Origin of the sequence: Streptomyces sp. Ru72 (assembly GCF_002920635.1) — a bacterium.
Lineage (GTDB): Bacteria > Actinomycetota > Actinomycetes > Streptomycetales > Streptomycetaceae > Streptomyces.
On the sequence record NZ_PQSR01000161.1, the window covers coordinates 1 to 11,742 of the forward strand.

The 11,742-nt window shown below is 67.3% G+C and carries 9 protein-coding genes and 4 pseudogenes; 3 read left to right on the forward strand and 10 right to left on the reverse strand.

Annotated features, from left to right (window positions below; genetic code table 11):
- The 5 genes and pseudogenes from C3488_RS37490 to C3488_RS37510 all read right to left on the reverse strand — a co-directional run.
- Positions 1-1,289: pseudogene (locus C3488_RS37490) on the reverse strand (IS256 family transposase); the annotation flags it as partial.
- 365 nt (positions 1,290-1,654) lie between these two features.
- Positions 1,655-2,245, reverse strand: coding sequence for an AAA family ATPase (locus tag C3488_RS37495; protein WP_103845325.1), 591 nt, complete (start codon positions 2,243-2,245; stop codon positions 1,655-1,657).
- Between the two features lie 122 nt (positions 2,246-2,367).
- A complete protein-coding gene (gene istB / locus C3488_RS37500) occupies positions 2,368-3,105 on the reverse strand; it encodes an IS21-like element helper ATPase IstB (protein ID WP_258053892.1) in 738 nt (245 codons plus the stop codon).
- A 77-nt stretch (positions 3,106-3,182) separates the two neighbouring features.
- Positions 3,183-4,815, reverse strand: a pseudogene (istA, locus tag C3488_RS42810) (IS21 family transposase).
- A gap of 262 nt (positions 4,816-5,077) precedes the next feature.
- Positions 5,078-5,779 carry an SMI1/KNR4 family protein gene (locus C3488_RS37510; RefSeq protein ID WP_181139354.1) on the reverse strand — a complete coding sequence of 234 codons (702 nt, stop codon included), beginning with the start codon at positions 5,777-5,779 and terminating at the stop codon, positions 5,078-5,080.
- 91 nt (positions 5,780-5,870) lie between these two features.
- On the opposite strand from C3488_RS37510, the gene C3488_RS37515 reads away from it, so the two are divergent.
- Both C3488_RS37515 and C3488_RS37520 read left to right on the forward strand, forming a co-directional pair.
- The gene (locus tag C3488_RS37515) at positions 5,871-6,410 is read left to right on the forward strand and encodes a hypothetical protein (RefSeq protein WP_103845328.1); all 540 of its coding nucleotides are present in this window, start codon (positions 5,871-5,873) and stop codon (positions 6,408-6,410) included.
- A gap of 70 nt (positions 6,411-6,480) precedes the next feature.
- Positions 6,481-8,006 (forward strand): annotated as a pseudogene (locus C3488_RS37520) (ISKra4 family transposase).
- 180 nt (positions 8,007-8,186) lie between these two features.
- Here the strand turns inward: C3488_RS37520 and C3488_RS37525 are convergent.
- Positions 8,187-8,843 carry a dihydrofolate reductase family protein gene (locus C3488_RS37525; RefSeq protein WP_103845329.1) on the reverse strand — a complete coding sequence of 219 codons (657 nt, stop codon included), beginning with the start codon at positions 8,841-8,843 and terminating at the stop codon, positions 8,187-8,189.
- Positions 8,840-9,643 (reverse strand): alpha/beta fold hydrolase, encoded by an 804-nt coding sequence (locus C3488_RS37530; protein WP_103845330.1) that lies wholly within the window; start codon positions 9,641-9,643, stop codon positions 8,840-8,842. The genes C3488_RS37525 and C3488_RS37530 overlap by 4 nt, the downstream gene beginning before the upstream one ends.
- A 155-nt stretch (positions 9,644-9,798) precedes the next feature.
- On the opposite strand from C3488_RS37530, the gene C3488_RS37535 reads away from it, so the two are divergent.
- Positions 9,799-10,395, forward strand: a complete 597-nt coding sequence (locus C3488_RS37535; protein ID WP_103845331.1) for a TetR/AcrR family transcriptional regulator — start codon at positions 9,799-9,801, stop codon at positions 10,393-10,395.
- Positions 10,396-10,410: 15 nt separating this feature from the next.
- Here C3488_RS37535 and C3488_RS37540 read toward each other — a convergent pair.
- From C3488_RS37540 to C3488_RS37550, 3 genes and pseudogenes are all read right to left on the reverse strand, one after another.
- Positions 10,411-10,609, reverse strand: a pseudogene (locus C3488_RS37540) (IS5/IS1182 family transposase); the annotation flags it as partial.
- Positions 10,610-10,638: 29 nt separating this feature from the next.
- A complete protein-coding gene (locus C3488_RS37545) occupies positions 10,639-11,211 on the reverse strand; it encodes an IS630 family transposase (protein WP_103845332.1) in 573 nt (190 codons plus the stop codon).
- The gene (locus C3488_RS37550) at positions 11,208-11,642 is read right to left on the reverse strand and encodes an IS630 family transposase (protein WP_181139355.1); all 435 of its coding nucleotides are present in this window, start codon (positions 11,640-11,642) and stop codon (positions 11,208-11,210) included. Before C3488_RS37550 ends, C3488_RS37545 begins: the two co-directional genes overlap by 4 nt.
- Positions 11,643-11,742 lie beyond the last annotated feature (100 nt).

The following is an 11,742-nucleotide window of genomic DNA, read 5'->3' on the forward strand; positions in this document are numbered from 1 at the left end:
AGTCGGCCGTCGAAGGTGATGTCGAAGGCGTTCAACGCGGTCTTCCAGCGCATGGTCCAGCGGGCCTGGCCCTTGCCGGTGGGGTCGAGCGACATGATGGCCATGTAGACGCACTTCAGGGCGGCCTGCTCGTTGGGGAAGTGTCCGCGGGCCTTGACCGCTCGCCGGATCCGCGCGTTGACCGACTCGATCGCGTTGGTGGTGCAGATGATCCGGCGGATCTCGGTGTCGAACCGCAGGAACGGAGTGAACTCCTCCCACGCGTTCTCCCACAGTTTCACGATCGCCGGATACTTCCTGCCTCACGCGTCGGCGAACTCCGCGAACCGGTCCAGGGCGGCCTCCTCGGTCGGAGCGGTGTAGACGGGCTTGAGGAGCCTGGCGATCTTGTCCCAGTCCTGGCGGGCCGCATAACGGAAGGAATTCCGCAGCAGGTGGACCACGCAGGTCTGCACGATGGTGCGAGGCCAGACCGTCTCCACTGCTTCGGGCAGGCCTTTGAGCCCGTCGCAGACCAGCATCAGCACGTCGCTCACGCCGCGGTTCTTGATCTCGGTGAGGATGTGCAGCCAGTGCTTGGCGCCCTCGCCGCCGTCGCCGGCCCACAGCTAGAGAATCTCCCGCCGACACTCGGTCGTGACGGCCAGCGCCACACAGATGGGGCGGTTGGCGACCGCGCCGTCGCGGATCTTCACGTGGATGGCGTCGATGAAGACCACTGGATAGACGGCGTCGAGGGGTCGGCTCTGCCATTCGGCCATGCCCTCGAGGACCTTGTCGGTGATGGTGGAGATGGTCTGCCGGGAGACCCCGGCGCCATAGACCTCCGCAAGGTGGGCCTGGACCTCACCGGTGGTCAGGCCCTTCGCGGCCAGCGAGATCACCGTCTCGTCGACTCCGGTCAGGCGCTTCTGTCGCTTCTTGACGGTCTTCGCCTCGAAGGAGCCGTCCCCGTCGCGGTGCAAGGCTATCTCCACCGGTCCCACGTCGGTCAGCACGGTCTTGGAGCGTTTGCCGTTGCGGGAGTTACCGCCATCCTTGCCCGCCGGATCGTGCTTGTCATAGCCGAGGTGATCGGTGATCTCACCTTCGAGGGCGGACTCCAGCAGCCGCTTGGTCAGCTGCGGCAGCAGCCCGCCCTCACCGGTCAGCTGCAGGCCCTCGGCCTGGGCCCGGCTCACCAGCTCGTCGATCAGCTGGTCGTCCACGGCCTTCGCCGACACAGCCGCTGCCGACTCGCCTGCCTCGTGCTCGGCTACGTTCTCACTGGTCACCGATGCATCTCCCATGATCGGGAGTTACATTGAACGATTGGACGGTAGCGTGAATCGCATCGGATCCGGACCGGACGGAGGGCCCCCGACAGGCTCGACGGACCGCAGGATCTCGACCCGTGTTCGATCCGGGACCGTCGGATTCTCCGATCCGCGGTGGACGACGAGGACGGGCATTGGCTCGGTCGGCGGAGAACGGGCGGGCTCAGCATGGAAGAGGCCGGCGTCCCCGAGGGGCGTCCGCCTCTGTGCGGGAGCTTGTCGGTTACTGAGATTCCGGTCGTGATGCCGGGCGGCTGCATGGGATCTGGCCAGCTGTTCTTCTAACCGTTCGGCGATATAACGCAAAGATCGTCAGTAACTCCGCTCTGAGCGGCACGTTAGCTTTCCATCATGCGTTCGGGTGACGCACCATCGTGGACGGATGCGCGGGCGAAGGCTGCGATGTCCGGCAAAGCTGGCTGGTAGCCGTGTGAGGTGTTCACGGTCAGGGTGGGGACGTCCAAGGAGATCGGGACGAAGGAGTCGAGAGAGTGTCCTCCGGCGGCGATGGAGTCGAGCAGGTCTTGGTCGCCGTGGGCGGCCCGGTGGGCGTCTTCCTTGGCGCGCTGGATGATGCGGTCGTGGGCAATGTCGGCGTCGGTGGTGCAGCGGATGACGCGGAGATGTGCGAGGCCGGTGAGCGGCTCGAGGTTCGGCCGCCACAGCCGGTCCTGGAAGGCCGCTTCAGCGACCACCGTGACGCCGACCTTCAGGAGCACCTTCAGTACTCCGAAGAAGGCGTCCAGGGTCGGGTAGTTGAGGGGATCGTCGCCGCCGCTCTGGTAGCCAGGATGGGACATGACCATGCCTTGTTTGATCTCGTCGCGGATGATCGCGGGGCATCCGAGGACACGGGCGAGTTCGTGGGCGAGCGTGGTCTTCCCTGTGCCGGGGCCGCCGCTCACGACGACCAGGGTCGGTGTGCTCATCGCGTCTTGGTCTCGTAAGTCGTCACAGCGGCCAGTATGTCGCCCACGAACCCGCTCCCGGAGCCTGTTTCCCGGGGCCGACGCGCGCTCACGCATGATGGGATTGTGTTTGACCGGCCCTGTCAGCCTTGGCGGTGTCTCTTCTGGGTCTGGGCCAGACGGAAGCTGTCGGTGCCGGTCTCGACGATGTGCGCGTTGAAGGTGACCCGGTCCACGATCGCCGAGCAGAGCCGCGGGTCGGTGAAGGTCTGCTTCCATTCCGAGAACGGGGCGTTCGACGCGATGGCGATCGCCCGTCGTTCCTCGCGTTCGGTGAAGACCTGGAACAGCAGCTTCGCGCCGGTCTTGTCCAGGTCGAGATATCCGAACTCGTCCAGGCAGAGCAGGTCAACACGCACGTATCGGGCAAGAGTGCGGGCCAGCTTCTTCTCGTCTGCGGCCTCGGCCAGCTCGTTCACGAGGTTCGCCGTCGTCGTGTAGCGGACCCGGAGGCCCGCCTCGGCGATCGCGGTGCCGATCCCGATCAGCAGGTGGGACTTGCCGGTGCCGGAGTCGCCGATCAGGCAGAGCGGCAGGCCGGCCTTCACCCAGGCCGGGTCGGCTAGCGTGTTGACCTGCTCGGGGACGATGTTTCGGTTCTTGTCGAACTCGAAGTCCTCCAGCCGCTTGGGGCGGGGGAAGTTCGCCTCCCGGACCAGCCGGGCCTTCTTGCGTTCCTCGCGCTGGAGGCACTCGGCTTCCAGCAGGTCGGCCAGGAAGTCCTTGAAAGTGAGCCGTTCCTTCAGCGCGGTGGCGGCCAGTTCCTCCCAGCGGGAGCGGATCGTGGGCAGGTGCAGGGTCCGGCAGGCTTCATCGATCACGGTCTCGACCGCGCCGGCCGCGGCCGCGTCCTTGCGGGGCTGCGGGACCCCGACGTCGAAGAGGGCGGTGTTGTCGGTCAGGCGGAACCTCTCGGATGGCGGGTCAGCAGCTGGTCATAGCGGTCCACCGTCGGCGGTAGGCGCCGGTCCTCGGGCTGAGTGGCCCGTCGTTGGGGCAGCGCGACAGCACCCGTCCGACGTTCTCCTCGGTCCAGGGCGGAGGATCGTTCGCGTCGTCCTCCGGCTCGGGGTCCCGGGCGGCGGCCTCGGCCTTGCGGGCCTCGATGGCCACCACCTCCGGGCTGGTGGAACCCGACTTGACGGCGGCAGCGATGCCGGCCTGGACCGCCTCGGCGGGAAGCCGCCGGTGCAGCAGCAGGACCTCGATCAACGCTCTGGTGCCCGCCGCGTCGCCATGAGCCTTGAGGGCGGCCGCCCAGAACGCTTCATGGGCGGCGGTGAACGTGCCCTCGGCCCGGGCGGCGGCCAGCGCGGTCGATCCCCGCATGGCGCCAGGCTTGACCAGCCGGATCTCCAGGTAGTGATCGAGGACATCCCGGTAGGCGCCCCGCCGGGTCAGTCGTGAATGCCGGGCGACGAGCTCTCGCTTGTTGAAGACCAGCAGCTCGTTGCCCCGCAGCAGAACGCGTACCCGCTGGCCGATGAAGCGGACCGGCACCGAGTAGTAGCACTGGCGGACGGTGATCCTTCTGGTCCGCTCGACCTTCGGCGTCAGTGTGATCCCGCACTCGAACTCCTCGGCCGGCAGCGGAGCCAGTTCGTCCTGCTCGATGCGGGAGTTGAAGCCGACCGTGGTCAGCTTGCCCCGCAGCATCCGCTGGTCCCCGGCCTCGTCGATCGTCGTCAGGCGGGCGTTGAGCTCTTCCAGCGAGGCGACGTCGGGGACCGGGACCAGGTGGGCCCGACGGAAGCGGCCGCCCTCCTGCTCGACCCCGCCCTTCTCGTGGGCGCCGTCCTCGCCGGGCATGCAGTAGAAGGCGTCGAAGCCGTAGTGCGAGCGGAACAGAGTCCATCGCTCGGACTCCACCCGGCTGCGGCAGGTGCAGACCCGCCGGACGGCGGGCTTGAGGTTGTCTAACGGATGTGCCTGGTCGGGACCCCGCCCAGGACGCGCAAAGCCTCCGCATGACCTTCCAGGAACGACTCCTGGGCCTGCGAGGCGAACACCCGGTGCACCGCCTTGCCGGAGTAGGACAGCCGCAGCGTGAACAGGTGGCACTTGACCGCCTCGCCGGCCACCCGCACCCACACGTCCGCGAAATCGACCTCGGCCTCCTCGCCGGGCAGGTGCATCTGCGGGACCATCCCCTCCAGGTGGCGGCTGCCTTCCTTCTCCTCGGCCGCGATCTCCGGACGGCGTTTGCGCACGTAGTTCCGCACCGACGAGTACGACGCCTGGTCGAAGTCGTGTTCCTCCGCCACCCGCTTCACGATCCGTTCGACGGTGTGCTTCTGCTTGCGCGGGGCCTTCAGGTCCTCCCGCACCATCGCGTCGATCCACCCCACCGCCGGATCCAAGATGCGGAACTTCCGACGAGGCACCTTCCGCGGCGGCGGGACCGCCGACGCGATCGCCTGCTTCACCGTCCGCCGGTGGACCCCGTACTTCTTCGCCAAGGCCCACTGCGACAGCGACGGATCAAGACGCACATCCCGGCGGATGTGTTCGAACAGCTCGACACGCGACAAGCCCACCCTGGCCTTTCGACACGGCCACGACCAACGGCACGGCCTCCGACATGACCGTGAACGACGGACACACCCTGTCGGGATCGGGCAGGCGGCCCACAGTATTCACTCCGACGAGGGCATGTCGTCACCTAGCCGGGCATGTGGGGCCGAATCCAATGTCGATCAAGCTGGAGCCAAAAGAACTTGGGTGCAGTTCCTTTGAAGGGAAGGGTTGAGTAGGCCGCTGTGTGTAAGGCGGGCCCGGGTTACCAGCCCTTGATCATCGAGCTGCCCTCTCACGTTGCTCAAGCCACTCGAGGTACCAGGTGCGGAAGGTATGACGGTTTCCGCTTGCATCGACATACGGCTCGAAGGGCGGGTTGACCGCGCAGTCCCGGTCCCGGAGTTCCCCGCGGTGCGGGCCGACGACGATGAGCCAGCCGGTCATCCCACATCCGTTGTCGCTGATGTGGATCGCACCCCGCCCGCGTTCCAGGTGCCAGACCTCGTCGCCGGCGTCGCCGAAAGCCTTGCGGTAGTCGTCCAGATAGTCGTCGTCTTCGTCACGGGTAGTGGGTTCGTACCCGGCGGCGCGAAGGGTCGCTATCTGCTGGTCGGCCCAATCTTCCGTCTCGACAAACGGCCCACTGGGGTCCAGCAGCCAGGGATGGTCCTCGTCGTTCTCCCAGACCCATCCCCACTTCCCGTCGATTCGGCGCAACGACGTGAGCTCGAGTGCCGGTCCGGGGCCGCCGGATCCGACCTCCGCCAGAAACGTGCGGTACTCGTCGGGGAGCGCGACACCGAACTGTGCTTCGACCTCGGCGATCTCGGCGGGAGTCAGGACGGGTTCGAATGTCGGGTATGGAGATGGCCCACGGCCACGGTCTCGGCACTCGGCCTCCTCCACTGCGATGACGCGTTCCCGAACTCCCGACCACTGCATGTGCGTGTTCACGGCTCTCCCATCGACGGCGAGCACGGACATTAGTCCCTGCCGCCGACATCCGACCTCCGTCTGGGCTGTATTCGCGGCCGCTCGTCTCTACCGTGGTGGTGGAGGAGGGTGGCAGATGGGCTCGCTGTTCGAGGAGTTGGAAGCCCGCGAGGCAGCCGCTCGGGCTCGGGTGGAAGAGCTGGAAGCCGAGCTTGCTGAGCTGTCCGGGAAGCTGGAGCTGGCCCGTAAGCGGCTGGAGCGCCTGCGGATCACACGGGAGACGGTCACCGAGGTTCTCGCGGAGATGGAGCCCGAGATGCCCGTGGTGGCAGACGCCGGACCGTCGCAATTGGGTGAGCGGGTGGTGTCGGCGTATGCGGGGGCCGAGCGGCAGGTCATCGAGGTGCTGACCGTGCCGAACTGGCAACCCGGCATGATGCCGGACGCGCTGCCGTCGGTGTACCGCGACATCGTGGAAGTGGTGGCCGATGCGCCGGGGCCGATCCGCGCCAAGCAGATCGTGCCGAGGATCGGGCTGCCGGCCGAGACCGGGAAGATCGAGGGCACCCGGTCGAAGCTCAAACGGCTGGTGGAGCGGGGCTGGCTCGACGAAGAGGCCCCCGGGTTGTTCGCCCCGGCCCGCCGCCGGACGGCTGCTTCACCCAACTCCCGCTGACAGAAGGGCGCTTCCGCCTACATTCAAAGGTGCGACCCATATCGGATGCAGGACAGGAAGAGCCCTGGAGATGACACCGTACGACACTCATGCCACCACTGACCCCTTGCTCGCTCGGTCAGCGCCTTCGAATCGCTGATGCAGACCCTGTCGGGCGGTGATGCGAGCGCGTGGACCCACGCCGAGCTGGAGGAACACCTCGACGCGGCCGGGCGGGAACTGTTACGGCAGCTGCTGCAGGACCACCTTGACCTACGCGCCCGACGGGAAGAGGAACAGATCCGTGCCAGTGGCAGACCTGTGGTGAGGGGCCGGAGGGACAGCTGCGGCCCTGGCGGGAGACGGGGCACTCGCGCTGGCTGGCCAGCGTGTTCGGTCTGGTCCGCGTCACCCGGGTCGCCCACCGAGGCCCCGGCGTCTGCAACGTCCACCCCACCGACGCGGCGCTGTCGCTGCCGGCAAGCCGGCACTCGATGGGCCTGCGCCGACTCGCGGTCACCGAATCCCTGCGCGGGTCGTTCGACCAAGCCCAGCAGGCGGTCGAGCGTCGCTGCGGGAAGGTGCTGGGCAAACGCCGACTCGAAGAACTGGTGGTCGCGGCCGCGGTCGACGTCGACGACTTCTACCATGCGAGGATCCCGCTGCCGTGCAGTCGGGACATGCCGCTGGTGGTCCAGGTCGACGGCAAGGGCGTGGTCATGCGCCCAGAGGCCCTGCGCGAGGCCACCCGCCGGGCCGCCGCGAAAGCCGCAGGCGGCCATCGCGCACGGCTCGCGCCGGGCGAGAAGCCGAACCGGAAGCGGATGGCCACCGTGGCCTGCGTCTTCGACATCCGACCCGCGCCGAGGCGCCCTCACGACGTGATCCACCCGCCGGCGGTCGAAGCGGCGAGCGCCGGGCCCGCCCCGGACCGAAGGCCGAGAGCAAGTGGTGCACAGCCTCCCTGATCCGCCCGCCCGAACAGGTCATCGCCGACACATTCGACCAGGCCCACGCCCGCGACCCGAAGCACCTGCGGCCCTGGATCGTCCTGGTCGACGGCGCCCGTCACCAGCTCGATCTGATCAGCACCCAGCCGACGCGACGTCACGGTCCACGTGCTGCTGGACTTCGTCCACGTTGCGGAGTATGCCTGGGCGGCCGCCCACGCCTTCCACAAACCCGGCACCGCCGAGGCAGAAACCTGGGCCGCAGACAACCTGACCGCGATCCTCGCAGGCCAGGCCGCCCGCACCGCCCAAGAGATGACAGCTCAAGCTCACCAGGAAAGACTGTCAGCCGCCCGCCGCGAGGCCGTCGACGCCTGTCATCGTTACCTGGCCGGCCACCTCGACCAACTCCGCTACGACACCGCCCTCGACAAGGGGTGGCCAATCGCCACCGGCGCGGTCGAGGGGCGCCTGCCGCCACCTGATCGGCGACCGCCTCGACATCACCGGAGGCCGCTGGGGCCTGCCCGGAGTCGAAGCCATCCTGCGACTCCGCACTCTCATCTCCAACGGCGACTCCGACGCCTACTGGCGATTCCATCTCGCACGCGAGCACGAGCGCCTCTATCCCGCCCCCAACCAGCGGACTTACACCCTCATCGCTTGACCGCGACCTTCACTCGAAACGAACCGCACCCGTCCCAGTTGAGATGGTCTCTAAGGATCGCAATACGGCGGAGAGAGCCATCGACAAGCTCAAGCAGTTCAGACCCTTAGGTTCTGTCTCGCTATTAGGCACAAGCGCAGCAAAGTCTTGGCCTCCGTTACGAACACATGGCCGCCGCCGTCAGGTCACGGCCGCCCTTGCTTGCTCGCCGGCCTGCGCCTCTCGCTCCCCAATCTGGTACGTGAGGTGGGTGACCTGCGGGGAGCCGATCACCCGCGTGGGTATGAGGCCGAGTTCGGGCGAGACGCCGTCGAAGAGCCGGACGCCCGCGCCGAGCACGAGGGGCGCGAGGTGGATCTGGAGTTCGTCCAGGAGGCCGTCGGCGAGGAACTGCCGTACGGTGTCGGCGCCGCCGGAGATCTGCACGTCCTTGTTCCCGGCTGCTTTGCGGGCCTGGTCCAGCGCGCTGTGGATGCCTTCGGCGACGAAAGTGAAGGTGGTGCCGCCCTGTCTGACCCAGGGGTCCCGCGGGTTGCGGGTGAGGACGAAGACGGGTGCACGGAAGGGTGGCGGGTCGGGCCAGCCGACCTCCCCTTCGGCGAACATGTGTCGTCCCATGATGTAGGCGCCTGCGCGGGCGAAATTCTCCCGGACGATGTCGTCGTCCTGGTTGGTCTGCCCGCCGTCGATGTTCTGGCGGGCTCGCCAAGTCTCGACGCCGTAGATCCATTCGTGGATACCGGTTCCGCCGTCGCCGAGCGGGTTGTCGGGACGGGCGTTGGGGCCGGCGACGAAGCCGTCGATGGACATGCCCAGGGCAGCGAAGACCTTACTCATGCCTGCGCCCCGGTGGTGAAGAAGTCGGTCAGAACGGGAGCGAGGAGCTTGGGGTCAATGTCGTGCTCTTGGCCGGGGAAGGTGTGCAGGGAGAAATTGTCTGCCAGGGAGGCGAGTTCTCGGGCACCGGTAAGCATGTGCGGTGCGCCGGCGTCTCCGCTGCCGACGAGGACGGGGATCGTCACGGACTGCCAGCGGTCGGCGGGCAGGGGGCGGCCGGACATGGTGTCGCCCATGACCTGGCCGTCGTAGGGCAGGGTCCGGGCGGTGGCCTCCATGGCGGCCCAGAACCGGGCCTGGCGCATGCCGGCGACGGCCTCGGGCGGCAGGCCCACCGCGGCCGTCATGAAGTAGGCCACGGCATCGCCGTACGCGCCCTGCGCCACGAGTTCCTTGAGGTGAGCGACATAGTTGGTGGGCAGCGGCGGACGGCTGGCATCGGTGATGAAGGGCGGTTCGTACAGGGCCAGCCGTGTCACGGCGCTGCCCCGGGCGGTGGCCTCCAGAGCCAGCACGGCGCCGGAGGACATACCGAAGACCATGGCCTTGCCGCCCGCGTGCCCGATCAGCGCGTCCAGGTCCTCGACCTCGCGCTGCACGTCGTATGTCGGAGCGTCCCCGCTGTCACCGCGCCCACGGCGGTCGTACGTGATCACCGTGAAGCGTTCGGCCAGCCGGCCTGCCAGCTCGGCGGAATCGCCGCGGGTCATGAACGCACCGCCGACGAGCACCACTGCAGGGCCCGACCCCTGCTGTTCGTAGGCGATGACCGTGCCATCGGCCGAGAACACCTTGTCCATAGGAAACCTCACTCACGTTCATGCAGCACACAGGACGCAAAGCCCCGACCCTCATTTGGACACGACACGTAGCGTGTCGCCTGTGTCGCAGAGACTGCCCGCGCGGTCGTGCATCTGTCAACACGCTACGTGTCGTGTCCTGTTACCGTTGTGCCGTGACCAAGCCCCCCAACCCGCAGCGGCGCAGCCAAAAGAGCCATGACGCGATCCTCACCGCGGCGCTCGATCTGTGTGGCGAAGAGGGCTACGGCCGAGTGACGATCGAAGGCATCGCGGCCCGCGCCGGCGTCAGCAAGAAGACGATCTACCGGTGGTGGCCGTCCAAAGGCGCCGTCGTCCTCGAAGCCCTCCACGAGGCAGCCGACATCTCGGCCCCCCACCCCGACACCGGCGACCTCGCCACCGACATGCGCACCCAGCTAGCCGCTGTCATCGGCTTCCTCTCCCCACCGTCGCACGCCCCCCTCGCAGGGCTGATCGCCGACGCTCTCCGTGACCCGGAACTGGCAGACCATGTGCGTGAGCGCCTGATTCGGCCGCGTATCGAGGAGTTTGAGCAGCGTATGCGGCGTGCTCAAGAACAGGGCCAACTCCACCCGGACGCGAATCTGGACGTCGCCCTCGATTTGTTCTACGGCCCGCTGTACCACCGCCTGGTCTTCCACCTCGGCCTGCCAGAGCCCGAGTATCTCGACACCTTGATCGACCACGTCATCCGTGCACTCACCCCACCTCAAAGAGGCAGCACCTAGGTTTTGCCTCTTTGGTCAGCGTCGGGTCCACATGAGGATGCCCGCGAGGTGGAGTGCGGCCTGGTAGGCGATCAGGAGCTTGTCGGTTCGTGTGGCCAGACCGCGCCACTGCTTGAGGCGGTTGATACACCGCTCGACAGTGTTGCGCTGCTTGTAGACCTCGCTGTCGAGGCCGGGCGGACGACCACCGGAATCGGCCTCGCCGCAGGCGGTGGCGACCTGGTCGGCTTACTGATCTTTTCGTTAGTTCTGTGGGGTTGGGTGGATGGTGAGTCTGGTGTGGGTGAGGAAGGACCAGGGGAGTTGATCGTTCTGGTTGATGCGGCGAATGCCTTGTTCGGTGGCGTCGGCGACGTCTGCGAGGTGGTCGCCGGCGAGGTTGGCGAGTTCGCGTTTCTTGAGCGACGACCACAGCAGCTCCACCGGGTTGAGCTCAGGCGCGTAAGCCGGTAATCGTTCAAGGGTCAGCCAGTCCTGTTCGGCGACCCAAGCCCGCATGGTCCGGCTCCAGTGGGCGGACAGTCCGTCCCAGACCAGCACCACCCGCTCTCCGCGGTAGAACACCTTGAGCTGTTGAAGGACCTCGATCAGAGCGGCGGTGTCATAACTGCCGGGCTTGAGGTGGAAGCACAGGCGAGGCCCGCGGTCGCGGTCTGAGGCGTGGTAGCCGAGAGCCGCGGCCATTGAGGCGCGCTTCCAGTTCAGCCGATGTCGCAGGAGCGGGGTGCGGCCGCGGGGTGCATAGGTGCGGCGGACCTGGGGCAGCAGCGAGACGCCCGATTCGTCGAGGAAGACGATCCAGGCACGTTTGTTCATCGCCCCTTTTCGATGCGTGGCCACTCATGAGCGATCCAGCGGGCGATCTCGGACTCGTCCCGCTCCACCGCCCGACGCTCCGGCCGCTGCAGGCTCCAGCCCAACCGACTGGTCAGCAGACGCCAGACCGACGCCCGCGACAATGACACCCCTGCCACCCGCTCGACCACCAGACCAACCCGCTCCAGCGTCCACAGATCAGCCTCGAAGCCATGCGCCTGGGCGCCCTGTTCCAGCGCGGTCCGCACCTGTTCGACCTGGGCATCGTCCAGTTTCGGCGGACGACCGGTGGCCGGGCGTCGCCGCAAGGCATCAGCGCCGCCTTCCTCCCACACCCGTTTCCACCGCCGTACGCTTTCGTCGCTGACCCCCAGCATCCGTGCGATCTCAGCACTCGAGCGTCCTTGCTCGAACAACTCAGCCGCCCGCACACGCCGAGCCTCGGCCGACTGCGGCCGCGTCAAAGGAGGAACGACAGGCTCGGAGGCAACAGGCGAAGGCTTAGAGGTCCTAACAGAAGTTGTTGATCGA

What these genes read in the sequence shown, in the direction of transcription:
- C3488_RS37530 (WP_103845330.1), bottom strand. Translation starts at nt 9,643, where the DNA reads ATGGACAAGGTGTTCTCGGCCGATGGCACGGTCATCGCCTACGAACAG.
- C3488_RS37515 (WP_103845328.1), top strand. Translation starts at nt 5,871, where the DNA reads ATGGGCTCGCTGTTCGAGGAGTTGGAAGCCCGCGAGGCAGCCGCTCGG.
- C3488_RS37525 (WP_103845329.1), bottom strand. Translation starts at nt 8,843, where the DNA reads ATGAGTAAGGTCTTCGCTGCCCTGGGCATGTCCATCGACGGCTTCGTC.
- C3488_RS37545 (WP_103845332.1), bottom strand. Translation starts at nt 11,211, where the DNA reads ATGAACAAACGTGCCTGGATCGTCTTCCTCGACGAATCGGGCGTCTCG.
- C3488_RS37495 (WP_103845325.1), bottom strand. Translation starts at nt 2,245, where the DNA reads ATGAGCACACCGACCCTGGTCGTCGTGAGCGGCGGCCCCGGCACAGGG.